The following is a 16,019-nucleotide window of genomic DNA, read 5'->3' as shown; positions in this document are numbered from 1 at the left end:
TCTATCCCTCACTCTTTGCGGGTCGACGCTCGATAATCCGCATCACGGCGCTGCGTGCGCGAACGTTGTCGGCCACTTCGTCTGTCTCCGCCTTGCGGGCCTTCCCCACCAGCCGGAAATCCGATTCGGTCTGGTCCGCCTTGACCGGCAGACCTCTTGGCAGCTGGGGCCCTCGGGCCAGATCACGCATAAAGCGTTTGACCATGCGATCCTCCAGCGAATGGAAACTGATCACCACCAGGCGACCGCCGGGTTCAAGACAGTCGACCGCCGCCTGCAGCCCGGTTTCCAGGTCTTCCAGTTCCCGGTTGATAAAGATCCGGATCGCCTGGAAGGTCCGGGTCGCCGGGTGCTTGTGCTTTTCCTTGCGGGGAACCGCCGCGGATACCAGCTCCGCCAGCTCCCGGGTCGTGCTCAAGGGGGTTTCCGCGCGCTGCTCGACGACGGCCCGGGCAATACGACGGGAGAAGCGCTCCTCGCCGTACTGGAAAATCACATCCGCGATCTCGGCTTCCGGCGCCGAATTCAGCCACTCGGCAGCGCTTGGCGCCTGCTCGGGATTCATCCGCATATCCAGCGGACCCTGGCGCATGAAACTGAAACCTCGCCCGGCGTCGTCCAACTGCGGCGACGACACCCCCAAATCCATCAGCATGCCGCTGATACCGTTCCAGCCGGCGTCTTCCAGGAAACGCGGGAGTTCGGCAAATGAGCCGTGACCAATACGAAACCGGGAGTCAGCGCTCGCTAACTCCCGACCAACCGTAATGGCCTCCGGATCCTTGTCGATGCCCAAAAGCTCACCGTCCCCGGACAGGCGTTCGAGAATCAGACGACTGTGGCCACCGCGACCGAACGTCCCGTCCACGTAGCGCCCGTCCGGTCGAACGACCAGACCATCCACCGCTTCATCCAACAGCACCGACAGGTGTGCCGGGGCTGCCCCCTTACGCGTCGTCATAGCGAGAGGGACTCCATCTCGGGCGGCATGTCTTCATCGTCATCACCCTCATCCAGCCAGGCGAACCAACGCTCCTCACTCCAGAGCTCCAGCTTCTTGCCCTGGCCGACGAGCATCAGCTTCTTTTCCAGTCGCGCGTAACTACGCAGCGTCGGCGGCACCAACACGCGGCCAGAACCGTCAAGTTCCAGCGGCGTAGCATGCCCCAGCATCTTGCGCTGCAGGCGGCGCGCCGCCTTGTTCATGTTCGGTAATGCTTCAATCTGCGGCCGGATCTCTTCCCACTGCGGTTCCGGATAGACCAGCAGGCAGCGCTCTTCGTCGGCATTGGCGGTAAGCACAATGCGGCCACCGCAAGCCTCGGCGAGGTCCTCGCGTACACGGGTCGGGATCGCTATGCGCCCCTTTGCGTCCATGTTGATGGCGTGACTGCCGAGAAAGTTGCTCATAGTCGCTGCCGTTTAACGGCCCATTCACGGCACGCTGGCCGCCTAGTTCAGGTTGAGACAGGGCGATTTTCCCACTCTCGACCTCCGAAAACCACAAAAAACCACTTCTATCCACTTTTTCCCACTTCTGCACACTATAGAAACACGAAAAATACAATGCAAGCGCCGCCAATAGCGGCTTGCCGCAAAAACTTTCAGGTATGACAATGAGTTAGGGACAATAAAACAGACTGGTTCGCAAAGTGACGAGAAGAACCTCTGCAAAATCAATCAGCTGAAGAACAAAGCGGACAAAGAACCTTAGAGGTAAGAATTTTTCGCTATATGCCTGAGAAAGGACTGGTGCCTGCACACCAGAGACGAGGAAGGGAAAAAATGAGCTCGCCTGTAAGCCGGGTTCTGTCGGGGACAGTCATTCGTCTAGGGCCTGCGTCACCACAGGCCTCAAGCAACCTACCCGAGTCCAGCGCGGGCCACGCCATTGGACTCCTATTTGGTCTTGCTCCAGGTGGGGTTTACCATCGCCATGCACTGTTGCCAGGCATGCGGTGCGCTCTTACCGCACCTTTTCAACCTTACCGGCACCCGAGGGTGCTTAGGCGGTTTCCTTTCTGCTGCACTTTCCGTCGACTCGCGCCGCCCAGGCGTTACCTGGCACCTCGCCCTATGGAGCCCGGACTTTCCTCCCCCCTGGGTCGAAACCCAGAGCGGCGACTGTCCGGCGAGCTCAGGCGAGACAATACTGCGCTTGCCGCAGCGGCGCAAGCACAATCGCGCCACTCCGGCGCTGCCGGCTACTTGAGCTCCAGTGCGCGCTGATAAAGAGCGTTGCGAGCCTCACCGGTAATCTCGGCTGCCAGGCGCGCCGCCACCTTGACCGGCACCTCTTTAAGCAGCGTAGCCAGCAACCGATCGGTATCGACGGCCCGCGCCTCACTGTCCGACTGTTCGGGCGCGCCGGCAAGCATCACCACATACTCGCCCTTTTCCGCGTAGTCATCCTGCGCCAGTTGCTCGACCACCTGCCCGACCGAACCACTGTAATAGGTCTCGAACGCCTTGGTCAGTTCCCGGGCCAGCACCAGCGGGCGCTCGCCCCCCATCACATCCACCAGAGTATCGACCGTTTCCCGGATGCGGTGGGGCGCCTCGTAGAACACCATGGTCCGGGGTTCCGACCGCAAGGCCATCAGTGCGTCGTGGCGGGCCTTGCGCTTGGTGGGCAAAAATCCCTCAAAGGTGAAGCGATCGGTGGGCAGGCCGGCAGCGCTCAGGGCCGTTACAATCGCACAGGGCCCGGGCATCGGCACCACTGGCAATCCGGCCTCGCGAGCTGCCCGCACAAGAATGAACCCCGGGTCTGAAATCAGTGGCGTGCCCGCATCGGAGACCAGCGCAATGGATTCGCCGCCGGCAAGGCGCTCCAGAACCTGTTCGTGCTTGTGGCGCTCGTTGTGTTCGTGCAGGGCCAGCAGCGGCTTGTGCAGGCCCAGAGCCTGCAGCAGGCGCTGGGTGTGGCGCGTGTCTTCCGCCGCGATGCAGTCCACACGGTCGAGCACCTCTATCGCGCGCTGACTGATGTCACCGAGATTGCCGATCGGCGTAGCGACGATATAGAGGGTCCCGGCGTCGGGAGAACGACTAGCTGGCATGGAAACGATCCTGGGAGATGATGCAGATACCCCGGGATGAAAGTAACGTCATGAGAAATCCGGGGCGAACTGGTAAACTCGCTGCTTGGTAATTTCCGGCATGATGCCCCGATTCCGCCAGCGCCACAACCGCCGGCTCGACAAGGGCCCGTCCGCCGACGCGGAGATGCCCAAATCCATGGCCATACTGTGAGCATTGCATGACGATGAGATTTCGATTTCGCATTCGCCCTGCGTTTTTCCTGGCACTGATTGTCCTGACTGCCGGTTGTAGCCCGATGGGGATCCAACCGAACGAGGCGGATACGCCGCAGGGAGCGCTGGCCATTGCCGAAGCCTCCGGCTACAGCGACACGGCACTGCGCGGCCTGCTCAGCACCGCGTCACGCTACCAGCAGGCGGGACGCCATGACGACGCCCGGGTCATCCTTCGCAGCGACGCCTTTGCCGACGCCCAGGGCGCGACCCTGGACCAGTTCCGGCTGCTGGCCATGAACAGCATCGTCGCCCTGGACGATCGGACCTGGGCCGCCAGTTTCACCCGCGACCTGCCGGTGGAACAGTTCTCCAGCTACCCGGCGGATCGTCAGCAAAGCGCCGTTGACCTGCAGGTGCAGACCTTCACCATCGCCGGACGCTACCTGCCGGCGGCGCAAAGCCTGATTGCATCCGCTCCACTGCGTCCGGACGCGGGCAGCCTGGCGGACAACGACCGCATCTGGCAACTGCTTAAACGGGCGTCAACCAGTCGCCTGGACCGGGAAGCACGAACCGCCATCGGCTACGAACAACAGGGCTGGCTGGAACTGGCACTGTCGCTGCGCGAGCCGGGCATCACCCTGGAAGCCCAAGGCAAGAGCATTCGCCAGTGGCAATCAAACTGGGCAGATCACCCGGCAGCACAACCACTGCCCAGCGAACTGCAATTGATTACCAACCTGTCGGGAGAACGTCCGGGCTATATCGCACTCGCCCTGCCGCTGACCGGGCCGCTGGCCGAAGCCGGTCAGGCCATTCGCGATGGTTTTTTCGCCGCCTACTATGAGGACGACCAGTCGGACGCGGACACCCAGACGCGCGTCCGCGTCTTCGATACCCACGCCGCCGACTTCCCCGCCATCTACGACCAGATCGATGGCACCCGGCCGGACCTGGTGGTCGGCCCGCTGGACAAGTCAGCCCTCAACACCCTGACCAACCGGACGTCACTGCCCACCCCGGTGCTGGCCCTCAATTACCTGGAAGACGGTCAGGATCATCCGGCCCAGCTGTTCCAGTACGGCCTGTCCGCCGAAGACGAAGCACGCCAGATTGCCGACCGCCTGATGGCCGACGATCGCCCCCAGGCCGTTGCCCTGATCCCCTGGGGAGACTGGGGTGACCGTGTGGAAAGCGCACTGGTCAAACGCATGAACGAGAACGGCGGCAAGATTCTGGACATTGTCCGTTACGATCGGGAAGAGGACCTGCGCAAGACCGTCGCTGATCTGTTCGATATCAACAGCAGCCGCCAGCGGGCGATCAACATCGAACACACCATCGCACTGAACGTGGAATTTGAACCGCGCCGGCGGCAGGACATCGACGCCGTCGTTCTGGTCGCCTCGCCCACCATCGGCCGCCAGTTCAACCCGCTGTTTGCGTTCTATTTCGGTGGCGACCTGCCGGTGTACGCGCCGTCCACGATCTACACCGGAACGCCGGACGCCTCCCGCGATGGCGACCTGGAGCGGGTGCGCTTCACCGATATCCCGTGGATGCTCAATCCGGACTCCGCGCGCCGCCAGCGCACCTCGGCCGCCCTGCCGAACGCAACCCAGCGCTATGGCCGTTTGTTCGCCATGGGAATGGATGCCTATGCCCTGTCCTCCAAACTGCAGCTGCTGTCGCAAGTCGAGGGCAGCGACATCGAAGGCCTGACCGGCACGCTGAGCATGACGCCCGAAGGCATCGTCCGACGCCAGCAACAGTGGGCCATCTTCCAGCAGGGGGTGCCGACGAGACTGGAGACGCCAACCGATCCATCGGAAGACACCCCGATTGATCCGCAGGACACCCTGCAGCCAACGGACCGGTAAAATCATGAGCCAGACCAGGGACGGTCGGCGGAGACAGGGCCAGGAAGCCGAAGAGGCGGCGGCCCGGTATCTGACGCGTAAAGGATTGAAGGTCGTCACGCGCAACTTTCATTGCCGTGGCGGCGAACTCGATATTGTGGCGTGGGACGCAGAAACCTTGGTTTTCGTCGAGGTTCGCTTCCGCGGTAACGGCAGCTTCGAGAACCCGATGGAATCGGTGACGCCAAACAAGCAGCAGCGCGTGATTCGCGCCGCTTCGGTCTACCTGCAGAAACAGGGGCTGTGGCAGGCCCCCTGCCGGTTCGACGTCATCGCCATCACTCCCGGACGCTGGCGCCGCTTTCGCGCACAGTGGATTCAACATGCATTTGACGCTACCCAATGACTGAACAAAGCCCGGATTTCCTGATCAATTCCATGTTCGCCGAACACATGGAGAACGCTGCGCACACCGCCGGTGAGCTTGGCCCCGCCCTGATTGAAGTGGCGGACACACTGGTCAACTCGCTGCTCACGGACGCCAAGATCCTGATGTGCGCCAACGGCAGCGCCAACTGCCTGACGCAGTACTTCTGCACCAACCTGCTCAATCGATTCGACCAGGACCGCCCGGCGTTACCCGCGATGAATCTGGGCGCCGATGCCACCACCTTCTCGGCCATCTGCCGGGACAATCGATTCAACGAGACGTTTTCCCGCCAGGTCCGCGCCCTGGGCAAAGAGGGCGACACGCTGTTCGTGATCGTCGATGACGGCCACAAGGCCAATCTCATCCAGGCCATCCAGGCTGCTCACGACCGGGGCATGAAAGTCGTGGTACTGAGCGCGCGGGAGAAGACCGACGTCACCTCACTGCTGCACCCCGATGACCATGAGATCGCCCTGCATAACCTCAGCCCCGCGCAGGCCACCAGCGTCTTCGTCCTTGTGCTCAACGCCCTCTGCGCCCTGATCGACCACAAGATCTTCGGCGGCTGAGCATAGCGCCCGCCACGCAGGCACAAAAAAGCCGACCCGAGGGCCGGCTTTTGCTTGCGCCGTATAACAGCGTGAGGGCTACTTCACGACTTTAAGGCTCGGCTTGCCGGAAGGACGTTCGGGCTGACGCTGCCCCTCGTCCGGATCCGTGCCCGTGCCGTCCGGGTCCGGAGTGCCCGGCTCGCTGCCAAACACCATCCCTTCGCCGTTTTCCCGCGCGTAGATGGCGAGCACCGCCACCAGCGGCACGGAGACCTGCATGGGAACGCCGCCGAAGCGCGCGCTGAACTCCAGGGCACTGTTGCCAATCATCAACCCCTTGACCGCAGTCGGACTGATATTCAGAACGATTTGCCCGTTGGCCACATGCTCGGCCGGCACCTGCACGCCCTGGATGCTGGCATCCACCAGGATATAGGGAGTGCAGTTGTTGTCGAGAATCCACTCATTGAAAGCCCGCACCAGATAGGGACGGCTCGAAGTCATTCTGAATGCCTTGTCAGACATAACATCTCCCACTCAGGCTCGGATACAAGTCGATCGCTTAGCTGCGAATGTCTTCTTCCAGGTCGGACAGGCTCGCCTTGAAGCCTTCCCGCTGGAACAGGCGCTCCATGTACTTCAGCAGCGGCTTGGCCTGCTTCTCGGGCAGCTCGATTCCCAGGGCCGGCAGGCGCCACAGGATCGGTCCAATGCAGCAGTCGACGATGGTGAACTCCTCGGACAGGAAAAACGGCATTTCGCCGAACAGGGGCGCCGTTGCCAGCAGGCTTTCACGCAGTTCTTTGCGGGCCGCCTCAGATGCCTTGGCGTTGGGCTGCGCCAGGATCTGGTCCACCAGGCCACACCAGTCTTTCTGGATCCGGTGGATCATCAGGCGGCTGTTGGCCCGCGCCACCGGGTACACCGGCAGCAGCGGCGGGTGCGGGAAACGCTCGTCGAGGTACTCCATCATGATGTTCGGCTCATAGAGTACCAGGTCACGATCGACCAGGGTCGGCAACGCGTTATACGGATTCAGGTCGGAGAGTTCCTCCGGCGGATTGTCAGGATCGACGTCGACAACGTCGACCGTGACGCCTTTCTCGGCAAGTACAATACGCACCCGGTGGCTGTAATGGCTGGCCGGATCAGAAAAAAACGTCATTGATGACCGCTTGGTCACAACGCCCATAGAACTACTCCACGATTACATGAACACAGAGGTGGCAAAACGGAAAATCCAGCGGCAAGCCAACTGGCTCCCGCTGGGATCGGCGAAAACTGCCATTATACCTGATTCTTTAGTGTACGTCTTTCCAGTACTCGCGATTGAGCAGGTAGGCAAACACGAAGAAAATCGCGATAAAGATCAGAACAAACAGCCCCAGCCGCTCTCGCTCCAGTTTGACCGGGTCCCCCATGTAAGACAGGAAATTGGTCAGATCATACATGGCGGCGTCATACTCCTTGGGCGTCATCGAGCCTTCGGTGGCCCACTCGGGGCAGACCGTGTCATTGACGACGCTGCCACTGAGCGGATCGACGCTGGCGCGCCCGCCGATCTGCGGCTCCACGGCGCACAGCCCCTGCAGGTCCACCAACACATGCGGCATGCCGACGTTGGAAAACACGACGTTGTTGACCCCCAGCGGACGGGATTCATCCTTGTAAAAGCCACGCATATAGGAGTAGATCCAGTCCTCACCGCGCAGCCGCGACTCCAGCGTCAGGTCCGGCGGCGGGTTGCCGAACCAGGCCTTGGCCTGCTCCTTGTCCATACTGATCTTCATCAACTCGCCAATCTTGGCGCCGGTGAAAATCAGGTTCTCCTCGTAGAGTTCCTCGGGGATCCCCAGGTCATTGGCCACCCGCTTGTAACGGGCATACTCCATGGAATGGCATCCCATGCAGTAATTGGTAAACAGGGCCGCGCCCCTCTGCAGGGAGGATTTATTGGCATGGTCCGGCTCCATGTGGTCAAGCGGAATGCCGGCCCCACCTGCGGCCAGACTCAGGGCCGGCAGGCACATTATGAAAAAACCCGCAATCAGTTGTCTCATCAGCCTGTCACCCTTTCCGGTACCGGTTTTGTTGTTTCCATCCTTGTGTAGAACGGCATCAGGAGAAAGTAGAGAAAGTACAGGACGGTCAACAGCTGGGCCAACGCGGTCCGACCAGCAGTGGCCGGCATGATTCCGAGATAGCCGAGAATCACAAAACTGATGGCAAATACCGCCAGGGCGATCTTGCTGGGCAGGCCCTTGTAACGGATCGACCGCACTGGACTTCGGTCCAGCCAGGGCAACACGAACAGGATGGCGATGGCCGCCCCCATGACCACCACGCCCCAGAACTTCGCCGGCAAGCCGAACAGATCCACCGTGACCGCACGCAACATGGCGTAGAAAGGCGTGAAGTACCAGACCGGCGCAATGTGCTCAGGTGTCTTGAGTGCGTTGGCTGGCTCGAAGTTGGGCTTTTCGAGAAACAGGCCGCCCATTTCGGGGAAGAAGAAGACCACCACGCAGAATATAAACAGGAAAACCCCGACCCCAAGCAGGTCGTGCACGGTGTAATAGGGATGAAACGGGATACCGTCTTTGGGAATACCGTTTTCGTCCTTGTTCTTCTTGATGTCGATCCCGTCCGGGTTGTTGGAACCAACCTCATGTAAAGCCAGGATATGCAGCACCACCAGCCCAAGGAGCACGATCGGCAGGGCAATGACGTGCAAGGCAAAGAACCGGTTAAGCGTGATGCCGGAGATCAGATAGTCGCCGCGGATCCAGAGGGACAGATCCTCACCGATCACCGGGATGGCACCGAACAGGTTGACGATAACCTGCGCTCCCCAGTAGGACATCTGCCCCCAGGGCAGCAGGTAACCCATGAACGCTTCCGCCATCAATACCAGGTAGATCAGCATCCCGAAGATCCAGATCAGTTCCCGGGGCTTTTGATAGGAACCGTACATCAGCCCGCGGAACATATGCAGGTAGACTACAACGAAAAAGGCCGAGGCGCCGGTCGAGTGCAGGTATCGCAGCAACCAGCCCCACTCCACATCCCGCATGATGTATTCGACGGATGCAAACGCGCCCTCAGCGGAGGGGTTATAGCTCATCGTCAGCCAGATTCCGGTCACCAGTTGGTTAACCAGGACCAGCATCGCCAGTGACCCGAAGAAGTACCAGATGTTGAAGTTCTTGGGGGCGTAGTACTGGCCGAGATGCTTGTTATAGGCATCGATGATCGGGAGTCGTGCATCAATCCACTTTATGAGCTTCTGCATCACGCGGCCTCCGGATCCAGTCCAACGGTCAGGGTGTTGTCGGAATCATAGCGGTAAGGCGGGACTTCCAGATTCAGGGGCGCAGGCTGACTGGAATAGACCCGGCCCGCGAGGTCGTAATGGGATCCGTGGCAGGGACAAAAGAAACCGCCCAGCCAGTCATCCCCGAGATCGGCAGGCGCCACTTCCGGCCGGTAGCTCGGCACACAGCCAAGATGGGTACAGATTCCGACCAGAACGGCAATATCAGGTTTCAGCGAGCGGTAGACGCTCTCTATATAGGAAGGCTGCTGGGAAGCCTGCGTCGACTCGGGGTCCTTGACTCGATCATTCAGCTTTTCGATGCTTTCCAGCATCTCGTCGGTGCGGCGCACGATCCACACCGGTTTGCCCCGCCACTCAACCGTTACTTGCTGGCCGGGCTCTAATTTCGCAATGTTGACCGAGACCGGCGCGCCTGCGGCCTCCGCTTTTGCACTTGGGTTCCAGGATGCTACGAAAGGCACTGCTGCCCCCACGACGCCGATACCTCCCACTGCGGAGGTCGCCCCAATGAGGAATCGACGCCGGCTGCGGCTCACGTCGCCGTTATTCATTATAGTTTTCTCCCATCAGGCGATGCGAAGCTGATTTTTATAGGCCGCACATCGTATTAGACTTCACAACCCGAAAATGAGTCCGAAAAAATGGTAATGAAATAACCAAACCCTGACAAGCTGACGCCGGCGGGGCCCAAACCTTGCTACCCCCGCCGGCAAGTTTGCATCAACCCGAAGTGTAGACAAAAAAAAGCCCGGTAAAACCGGGCTTTTTCGAAAAAGCAGCGCTGGATCAACGCTTGGAGTACTGAGGACGCTTACGCGCTTTCCGCAGACCCACTTTCTTACGCTCAACACCACGCGCGTCACGGGTAACGTAGCCCGCTTTGCGAAGGGTCGGACGCAGGGATTCATCGTAATCCATCAGGGCACGAGTCAGACCGTGGCGAATGGCGCCGGCCTGGCCACTGGTGCCACCGCCTTCTACAGTGATCTTGATGTCAAAACGCTCTTCTGACTCGGTCAGAACCAGCGGCTGACGAACAATCATCTGCAGGGTTTCGCGACCAAAGAACTGCTCAATGGTGCGGTTGTTGATGGTGATGTTGCCGCTACCCGGCTTGATGAATACACGCGCCGCGGAAGTTTTGCGGCGACCAGTACCGTAATTTTGTGCTACAGACATATTCGCCTTCCGTTAGATGTCGAGTTCTTTGGGCTGCTGGGCTGCATGCGGATGCTCAGCACCGGCGTAGATTTTCAGCTTCTTGAACATGGCGCGACCCAGCGGTCCCTTCGGCAGCATGCCCTTGACGGAATGCGCGATCACCTGTTCAGGCGCCTTGTCGATCAGCTTCTCGAAGTTGATCTCACGGATACCACCCGGGAACCCGGTGTGGTGGTAATACTTTTTAGCACCGGCTTTCTTACCAGTCACACGAACCTGCTCAGCGTTGATCACAACGATGTAATCGCCCGTGTCGACGTGGGGAGTATATTCCGGCTTATGCTTGCCCCGCAGACGAAGGGCGATTTCGGTTGACAGACGACCCAGCGTCTTGCCGGCTGCGTCCACAACGTACCAGTCACGCTTTACGCTTTCTGGTTTCGCACTCAGAGTCTTCATTGATTCCGCCTTGTACGCTTAAAACGAACGTTAAAGATCACCGCAAACCAGCGCCATGCGCTATACGGAGACCTTCGACCATATTTACTTGTGGCGGTGCACCATTCGGGGCTGAGATGGATACATCGCCTTGAAAAGCCAGGGCGCGAAGTATACAGGGTCGAACCAGTGGTGCCAAGCCCCTTTTCACGCCCAATTATGCCGACCAAGTCAGTGCCAGTGGGTTCCGTAGAGGGCTTCCACGTTACGCTGGAGCTGTTCCCGGATCCGCGCCTCGGGCTCGTCCCGCAGGTCACACAGGGCCCGGAACACCCGCGGCAGCGCGATCGGTGCGTTATCACCTTTGGCGACACCTTCCGGCGGCATGTCCGGCGCGTCAGTTTCGAGCACCAGGTGGTCAAGCGGAGCGCGGGCCAGCGCACGCCGGGTTTTGGCCGCCCGGTGATAGGTAATTACCCCACCCACGCCCAGGAAACACCCCTGGCGAACCAGCGCCAGCGCCTGCTCCGGACTGCCGGAAAAGCCGTGGACCAGACTCCGGCCGCTAAACTGGCGGCGGCGCAGGCACGCGCCCACCTCGTCGTGGGTTCGCACCGAGTGGATAACCAGCGGCATGGCGCAGGCCGCAGCGATGTCAATCTGGGCCTCGAACCAGGGCAGCTGCTGTTCCAGATCCCCCCGGACGCAGTCCAACCCACATTCTCCCAGCGCGACACAGCCTTCGGGAGAGCTGGCAAGCCGCGTTTCCAGGCCCTCCAGATCGTCAGGGCCATGTTCGCCAATGAACCAGGGATGAATCCCGAGGCAGTAACGCAACGCCGGGGACTCGGACGCCACAGCCTGAACACGATCCCAGTCACGGGCCCTTACCCCGGGAATAACCAGCCCAGCCACTCCTGCAGAGCGGCACTCGGCCAGCACCGCTGCGCGCCGGCCATCAAAACAGGGGTAGTCGAAATGGCAGTGGGCATCGATCAGCATGACAGACCCCGCCCGGCTCAGTGCTCCCGGGTCTTGTTGAACTTCACGTCCGGATGGCGTTCCTGGGCCAGTTGCAGGTTAACCATCGTCGGCGCGATATAGGTTAGCCGGTCGCTGCCGTCCAGCGCCAGATTGTCGTAGGCCTTGCGCTCGAACTGATCCAGGGTTTTGGCATCTTCGCAGGTAATCCAGCGGGCGGTGGCAACGTTGATGGGCTCGTAGACGGCCTCTACCTTGTATTCGCTTTTCAGTCGCGCCACGACCACATCGAACTGCAGGACACCGACCGCACCGACGATCAGGTCGTTGTTCTTCATCGGTCGAAAAACCTGCACGGCGCCTTCCTCGGACAGCTGGATCAGTCCCTTTTGCAGCTGCTTGGCCTTGAGCGGGTCCTTGAGCTGGATACGCCGGAATAATTCCGGAGCGAAGTTGGGGATGCCAGTGAACTTCATGTTCTCGCCAGCGGTGAACGTGTCGCCTAGCTGGATCGTGCCGTGATTGTGCAGGCCGATAATATCGCCAGCATAGGCTTCGTCGGCCTGGGTCCGGTCTCCGGCCATGAACGTCAACGCGTCGGCCAGGCGCACGTCTTTACCGATACGCGAATGCCGCGCTTTCATGCCCTGGCTGTAACGGCCGGACACGATACGCAGGAAGGCAACCCGGTCCCGGTGCTGCGGGTCCATGTTCGCCTGGATTTTGAACACAAAGCCCGAGAACCCGTCTTCGGCCGGCTCGACCTGGCGCTGATCGGTCGCGCGCGGCTGCGGTGACGGCGCCCACTCGACCAGTCCATCCAGCATATGATCCACGCCAAAATTACCCAGTGCCGTACCGAAGAACACCGGCGTCAGCTCGCCCTTCAGGAAGGCCTCCAGCTCAAACTCGTGGGAAGCGCCCTTGACCAGTTCGATCTCGTCGCGCAGGTCCTGGGCGTAGGCGCCGATGGCCTCATCAAGCTCGGGGCTGTCGAGGCCGCTGATGATCCGTTTCTCCTGGATCGTATGACCCTGGCCACTCTGGTACAGGATCACCTCATCACGCAGCAGATGGTAGACGCCCTTGAAGTTCTTACCCATACCGATCGGCCAGGTGACCGGCGCGCAGGCGATCTTGAGAACGTCCTCCACCTCGTCCATCAGCTCGATCGGGTCCCGGGTATCCCGGTCCAGCTTGTTCATGAACGTGAGAATCGGGGTATCGCGCAGGCGAGTGACTTCCATCAGCTTGATGGTCCGCTCCTCGACACCCTTGGCGCTGTCGATGACCATCAGACAGGAGTCGACGGCCGTGAGCGTGCGATAGGTGTCCTCCGAGAAGTCTTCGTGACCCGGCGTATCCAGCAGGTTCACCAGCTTGTCGGAATAGGGAAACTGCATGACGGATGTCGTAACGGAAATCCCCCGCTCTTTCTCCATCTCCATCCAGTCGGACTTGGCATGCTGACCGGATTTCTTGCCCTTGACCGTCCCCGCGGTCTGTAGCGCCTGACCGAAGAGCAGGACTTTCTCGGTGATGGTGGTCTTACCGGCGTCCGGGTGCGAGATGATCGCAAACGTCCGACGCTTTTCGATTTCCGCGGGAAGCGACGTCATAGTGATAACAGCCTGAAAGTTGGAACCAATGAACTGGAAAGCCCACCATTATAAATTCTGAGGCGCGCAGACGCGAACCATCAGAGATAGCGGCTTTCATCGAGGGTGATCAGGCGTTGCGGGTGGAAGATCATCAGCCCGGTAACCACAACGCCGTTTACAAAAGCTTCCGGCAACATAATCAGAGGCAGGTAACGGAGATACTCGTGGACCAGCACGCGCCAGGAATAGACATCCGCAAGCCAGAGCAACAACACCATCAATAACCCGCTGCCGGGAAAAGCCAGCGCAGCCCCAAAAAAGCCGCAGAAAAACAGGTAGACGAAAAACAGGCGAAATCCGCGGCGGCGCTCCCAGAGCATCACTTCATAGCTCACCACAGCGGGCATTACGACGGTGACCAGCCCACTGATGCCGAACGTCGAAAGAGCTTCATCCCCAGGAGATGGCTCGTTAGCCCCAGGGATAGACCGGCCCGCAGCTGCCATAACAGAAACAGCAGCAGGACGCTGGCAAAGAAGCTGTGCTGAAAAAGACGTTCGACGGCCACCTGATCCCAGTCAGCCTCACGAACGGCCCATACCACCACACCGAGCAGGGCGATGTTCGTCAACCATAGCCAGACCGATGAGAAAAGCTCTGGCGTGATGCCCACGTCAGCCTACCGGAGCTTCCAGGGCGAAGACCAGGGCATCTTCCCGCTCCGGTACGCCCGGATAGTACCCCCGGCGCTCACCAATCTGTTCGAACCCTTCGGAGCGGTACAGTCCGGCAGCCACCTGATTAGAGCGCCGAACCTCGAGAATGAGCCGCTGCATGCCATCGCCGAAAGACTCACGGAGGAGGTGGCGTAGCAGGCGGCGCCCCGCTCCCACACTGCGATAGTCTCTGGCGACACACAGGTTCAGGAGGTGGGCTTCGTCGAAAAGGTAGGCAACGACGGCGTATCCGCCCAGCGCCTCGCCGTCGGACAACCGCCATAGCCGATAGTCCGGACGGAAACAGTCTCGGAAAACAGATTCCTTCCAGGGGTGGGAATAGCCGCCACGCTCGACTTCCATCACCGCAGGCAGGTCTTCCAACTGCAGAGGGGAAATGCCCCAGTCGTTTTTCAAACCAATACGGTAGGCGTCACCGGCGCTCATCACGATACCCCGGACACCTGCTCCTGAAGCAGCGTCCAGAGCGCCCGCTTGCGGGCAGGATCGGCGGCGAGGGCGGCCAGTGGGTCCTCTCCGGACAGCCGGTCGTCTGCACTTGACAAGTGAGCCAGAAGCGCTTTATCGGTTCCTTGCTCCTCATGAAGAGCGCCCAGACACACCAGGCGACGCTCACCAATGATCGATTCACGCAGCGCCTCCAGCAAACGTTCAAGCTGCTGCCCACCGCCCCGCATAACTCTCGGATTGTTGAAAACCGGCCACCCCAGCCGACGATGCTGTACGTCATCGTCGCCCAAGGCACGCAGAATGTTCTCCGCCAGTTGCGACTGCAGCTCGGCGCTGACCTCCCCGGACAGAGCGCTAAGCAGCGTAAACCGCTTCCCGCTCCAGACACCCATGTCCAGGCTGACGTTGTCGAGCGGTGAGGCAGCGACCGTTTCCGCAGGGGATTCCTGGGGGGCAGTCGAAGCCATCCCGGGCTTATTTTCAGTCTCTGCCGCGGGCCCGGCGACCTCCCGGGGTGAAGGTGCATCTTGAGCGGCCGGCTTCTCTGGAGTCGCCGACTCCTTGCCATCGTCGATACTCTGCATCAAAGCCTTGACACTGCCCTTGCTCGCGGGCAGACGGACTGGCGCCGATGAGCGGTCCGGAACCTCTTCAGGTGCTTCCGACTCGCTGAAGTCGAGATCCGGCGTCGGAGCCGCCCCCGGTACAGCCGATCGCGCATACCAGAGCTGTATGCCCATACGCGAGAGGTAGTACTGACGTTCGGCTTCGGTCGGTGTCATAGGGTCCTGATCGGTTTCCGGTGCGTACCCGGCATCCCTGGGAGGGCGCGGGCATTTGGAATGATGCGGGGATGATATAACCCTGGAAGCGGTGCGTCCATTGGGTGTTGGTGTAGGCTGCGGTGTGACGTTAACCTACTGTGCTCACGCCTGGCGGCGTTCGGCCCTTCGGGCCCGTCGTCGCAGGCTCCGACGTCCTGCGCTCGCCGTTGGCGAGCTTGTCGCATGGGGCCGTTGTAGTGACAGAGACCCACGTATCCCAAATAAAAAAGCCCCGGCAGCTTTCGCTGTCGGGGCTGTTTTATTTAGGAGCCTGACGATGACCTACTCTCGCATGGGCCATGCCACACTACCATCGGCGCAGGTCCGTTTCACTTCTGAGTTCGGGATGGGATCAGGTGGTTCCGGACCGCTATGGTCGTCAGGCAAAAA

At 60.5% G+C, this 16,019-nt stretch carries 19 protein-coding genes, 1 rRNA gene and 1 other RNA gene; 3 read left to right on the top strand and 18 right to left on the bottom strand.

The features are described 5' to 3' along the window. Position 1 precedes the first annotated feature (1 nt). The 4 genes from rsmH to rsmI form a co-directional block, all read right to left on the bottom strand. Positions 2-961 carry a 16S rRNA (cytosine(1402)-N(4))-methyltransferase RsmH gene (rsmH, locus tag DKK67_RS14895; RefSeq protein WP_111497302.1) on the bottom strand — a complete coding sequence of 320 codons (960 nt, stop codon included), beginning with the start codon at positions 959-961 and terminating at the stop codon, positions 2-4. Beyond that, positions 958-1,410 carry a division/cell wall cluster transcriptional repressor MraZ gene (gene mraZ / locus DKK67_RS14890; RefSeq protein ID WP_111497301.1) on the bottom strand — a complete coding sequence of 151 codons (453 nt, stop codon included), beginning with the start codon at positions 1,408-1,410 and terminating at the stop codon, positions 958-960. The genes rsmH and mraZ overlap by 4 nt, the downstream gene beginning before the upstream one ends. Positions 1,411-1,782: 372 nt before the next feature. Beyond that, an RNA gene (gene rnpB, locus DKK67_RS14885) (RNase P RNA component class A) lies at positions 1,783-2,140 on the bottom strand. Positions 2,141-2,204: 64 nt separating this feature from the next. Next, on the bottom strand, positions 2,205-3,062 hold the full coding sequence (gene rsmI / locus DKK67_RS14880; protein ID WP_204355844.1) for a 16S rRNA (cytidine(1402)-2'-O)-methyltransferase: 858 nt from the start codon (positions 3,060-3,062) through the stop codon (positions 2,205-2,207). A 278-nt stretch (positions 3,063-3,340) separates the two neighbouring features. Between rsmI and DKK67_RS14875 the strand changes: the two genes are divergently transcribed. From DKK67_RS14875 to DKK67_RS14865, 3 genes are read left to right on the top strand one after another with little or no spacing between them, the layout of a single operon-like run. Next, positions 3,341-5,140 carry a penicillin-binding protein activator gene (locus tag DKK67_RS14875; protein WP_162628852.1) on the top strand — a complete coding sequence of 600 codons (1,800 nt, stop codon included), beginning with the start codon at positions 3,341-3,343 and terminating at the stop codon, positions 5,138-5,140. Positions 5,141-5,144: 4 nt separating this feature from the next. After that, entirely contained in the window at positions 5,145-5,525 is a 381-nt protein-coding gene (locus DKK67_RS14870; protein WP_111497298.1) for a YraN family protein, read from the top strand. Beyond that, on the top strand, positions 5,522-6,118 hold the full coding sequence (locus DKK67_RS14865) for a D-sedoheptulose-7-phosphate isomerase (protein ID WP_111497297.1): 597 nt from the start codon (positions 5,522-5,524) through the stop codon (positions 6,116-6,118). The genes DKK67_RS14870 and DKK67_RS14865 overlap by 4 nt, the downstream gene beginning before the upstream one ends. Positions 6,119-6,196: 78 nt before the next feature. Here DKK67_RS14865 and DKK67_RS14860 read toward each other — a convergent pair whose 3' ends face one another. From DKK67_RS14860 to rrf, 14 genes are all read right to left on the bottom strand, one after another. Further along, positions 6,197-6,604 (bottom strand): ClpXP protease specificity-enhancing factor, encoded by a 408-nt coding sequence (locus DKK67_RS14860; RefSeq protein WP_204355859.1) that lies wholly within the window; start codon positions 6,602-6,604, stop codon positions 6,197-6,199. A 58-nt stretch (positions 6,605-6,662) separates the two neighbouring features. Continuing rightward, a complete protein-coding gene (locus tag DKK67_RS14855) occupies positions 6,663-7,292 on the bottom strand; it encodes a glutathione S-transferase N-terminal domain-containing protein (protein WP_111497295.1) in 630 nt (209 codons plus the stop codon). A gap of 109 nt (positions 7,293-7,401) precedes the next feature. Continuing rightward, positions 7,402-8,160, bottom strand: coding sequence for a cytochrome c1 (locus DKK67_RS14850; protein WP_111497294.1), 759 nt, complete (start codon positions 8,158-8,160; stop codon positions 7,402-7,404). Then, a complete protein-coding gene (locus tag DKK67_RS14845) occupies positions 8,160-9,392 on the bottom strand; it encodes a cytochrome b (RefSeq protein WP_111497293.1) in 1,233 nt (410 codons plus the stop codon). The genes DKK67_RS14850 and DKK67_RS14845 overlap by 1 nt, the downstream gene beginning before the upstream one ends. After that, positions 9,392-9,988, bottom strand: coding sequence for a ubiquinol-cytochrome c reductase iron-sulfur subunit (petA, locus tag DKK67_RS14840; protein WP_111497292.1), 597 nt, complete (start codon positions 9,986-9,988; stop codon positions 9,392-9,394). Before petA ends, DKK67_RS14845 begins: the two co-directional genes overlap by 1 nt. Positions 9,989-10,223: 235 nt before the next feature. Then, on the bottom strand, positions 10,224-10,616 hold the full coding sequence (gene rpsI / locus DKK67_RS14835; RefSeq protein ID WP_111497291.1) for a 30S ribosomal protein S9: 393 nt from the start codon (positions 10,614-10,616) through the stop codon (positions 10,224-10,226). 12 nt (positions 10,617-10,628) lie between these two features. Next, on the bottom strand, positions 10,629-11,057 hold the full coding sequence (gene rplM, locus DKK67_RS14830; RefSeq protein WP_111497290.1) for a 50S ribosomal protein L13: 429 nt from the start codon (positions 11,055-11,057) through the stop codon (positions 10,629-10,631). A gap of 210 nt (positions 11,058-11,267) precedes the next feature. Further along, entirely contained in the window at positions 11,268-12,038 is a 771-nt protein-coding gene (locus tag DKK67_RS14825) for a TatD family hydrolase (protein WP_111497289.1), read from the bottom strand. 17 nt (positions 12,039-12,055) lie between these two features. Then, positions 12,056-13,636: a peptide chain release factor 3 gene (gene prfC / locus DKK67_RS14820; protein WP_111497288.1), complete on the bottom strand. Its 1,581-nt coding sequence runs from the start codon at positions 13,634-13,636 to the stop codon at positions 12,056-12,058. 80 nt (positions 13,637-13,716) lie between these two features. Then, on the bottom strand, positions 13,717-14,025 hold the full coding sequence (locus tag DKK67_RS21855) for a hypothetical protein (RefSeq protein WP_228160668.1): 309 nt from the start codon (positions 14,023-14,025) through the stop codon (positions 13,717-13,719). Next, the gene (locus DKK67_RS21850) at positions 14,025-14,291 is read right to left on the bottom strand and encodes a hypothetical protein (protein WP_228160667.1); all 267 of its coding nucleotides are present in this window, start codon (positions 14,289-14,291) and stop codon (positions 14,025-14,027) included. Before DKK67_RS21850 ends, DKK67_RS21855 begins: the two co-directional genes overlap by 1 nt. Position 14,292: 1 nt before the next feature. Next, the gene (rimI, locus tag DKK67_RS14810) at positions 14,293-14,781 is read right to left on the bottom strand and encodes a ribosomal protein S18-alanine N-acetyltransferase (RefSeq protein WP_111497287.1); all 489 of its coding nucleotides are present in this window, start codon (positions 14,779-14,781) and stop codon (positions 14,293-14,295) included. Further along, on the bottom strand, positions 14,781-15,587 hold the full coding sequence (locus tag DKK67_RS14805) for a hypothetical protein (protein ID WP_111497286.1): 807 nt from the start codon (positions 15,585-15,587) through the stop codon (positions 14,781-14,783). The genes rimI and DKK67_RS14805 overlap by 1 nt, the downstream gene beginning before the upstream one ends. A 311-nt stretch (positions 15,588-15,898) precedes the next feature. After that, positions 15,899-16,013: ribosomal RNA gene (gene rrf / locus DKK67_RS14800) — 5S ribosomal RNA — on the bottom strand. Positions 16,014-16,019: the final 6 nt, after the last annotated feature.

Origin of the sequence: Marinobacter bohaiensis, from assembly GCF_003258515.1 — a bacterium.
In the GTDB taxonomy this organism is placed as follows: Bacteria; Pseudomonadota; Gammaproteobacteria; order Pseudomonadales; family Oleiphilaceae; genus Marinobacter_A; species Marinobacter_A bohaiensis.
The sequence above is the reverse complement of the archived record's forward strand: the minus strand, read 5'-3'. Positions and strand labels throughout refer to the sequence as shown.

Bases quoted from the DNA above. Each gene is read 5' to 3' on its own strand.
- rsmH (WP_111497302.1), bottom strand. From the start codon at position 961: ATGACGACGCGTAAGGGGGCAGCCCCGGCACACCTGTCGGTGCTGTTG.
- mraZ (WP_111497301.1), bottom strand. From the start codon at position 1,410: ATGAGCAACTTTCTCGGCAGTCACGCCATCAACATGGACGCAAAGGGG.
- rsmI (WP_204355844.1), bottom strand. From the start codon at position 3,062: ATGCCAGCTAGTCGTTCTCCCGACGCCGGGACCCTCTATATCGTCGCT.
- DKK67_RS14875 (WP_162628852.1), top strand. From the start codon at position 3,341: ATGGGGATCCAACCGAACGAGGCGGATACGCCGCAGGGAGCGCTGGCC.
- DKK67_RS14870 (WP_111497298.1), top strand. From the start codon at position 5,145: ATGAGCCAGACCAGGGACGGTCGGCGGAGACAGGGCCAGGAAGCCGAA.
- DKK67_RS14865 (WP_111497297.1), top strand. From the start codon at position 5,522: ATGACTGAACAAAGCCCGGATTTCCTGATCAATTCCATGTTCGCCGAA.
- DKK67_RS14860 (WP_204355859.1), bottom strand. From the start codon at position 6,604: ATGACTTCGAGCCGTCCCTATCTGGTGCGGGCTTTCAATGAGTGGATT.
- DKK67_RS14855 (WP_111497295.1), bottom strand. From the start codon at position 7,292: ATGGGCGTTGTGACCAAGCGGTCATCAATGACGTTTTTTTCTGATCCG.
- DKK67_RS14850 (WP_111497294.1), bottom strand. From the start codon at position 8,160: ATGAGACAACTGATTGCGGGTTTTTTCATAATGTGCCTGCCGGCCCTG.
- DKK67_RS14845 (WP_111497293.1), bottom strand. From the start codon at position 9,392: ATGCAGAAGCTCATAAAGTGGATTGATGCACGACTCCCGATCATCGAT.
- petA (WP_111497292.1), bottom strand. From the start codon at position 9,988: ATGAATAACGGCGACGTGAGCCGCAGCCGGCGTCGATTCCTCATTGGG.
- rpsI (WP_111497291.1), bottom strand. From the start codon at position 10,616: ATGTCTGTAGCACAAAATTACGGTACTGGTCGCCGCAAAACTTCCGCG.
- rplM (WP_111497290.1), bottom strand. From the start codon at position 11,057: ATGAAGACTCTGAGTGCGAAACCAGAAAGCGTAAAGCGTGACTGGTAC.
- DKK67_RS14825 (WP_111497289.1), bottom strand. From the start codon at position 12,038: ATGCTGATCGATGCCCACTGCCATTTCGACTACCCCTGTTTTGATGGC.
- prfC (WP_111497288.1), bottom strand. From the start codon at position 13,636: ATGACGTCGCTTCCCGCGGAAATCGAAAAGCGTCGGACGTTTGCGATC.
- DKK67_RS21855 (WP_228160668.1), bottom strand. From the start codon at position 14,025: ATGCCCGCTGTGGTGAGCTATGAAGTGATGCTCTGGGAGCGCCGCCGC.
- rimI (WP_111497287.1), bottom strand. From the start codon at position 14,781: ATGAGCGCCGGTGACGCCTACCGTATTGGTTTGAAAAACGACTGGGGC.
- DKK67_RS14805 (WP_111497286.1), bottom strand. From the start codon at position 15,587: ATGACACCGACCGAAGCCGAACGTCAGTACTACCTCTCGCGTATGGGC.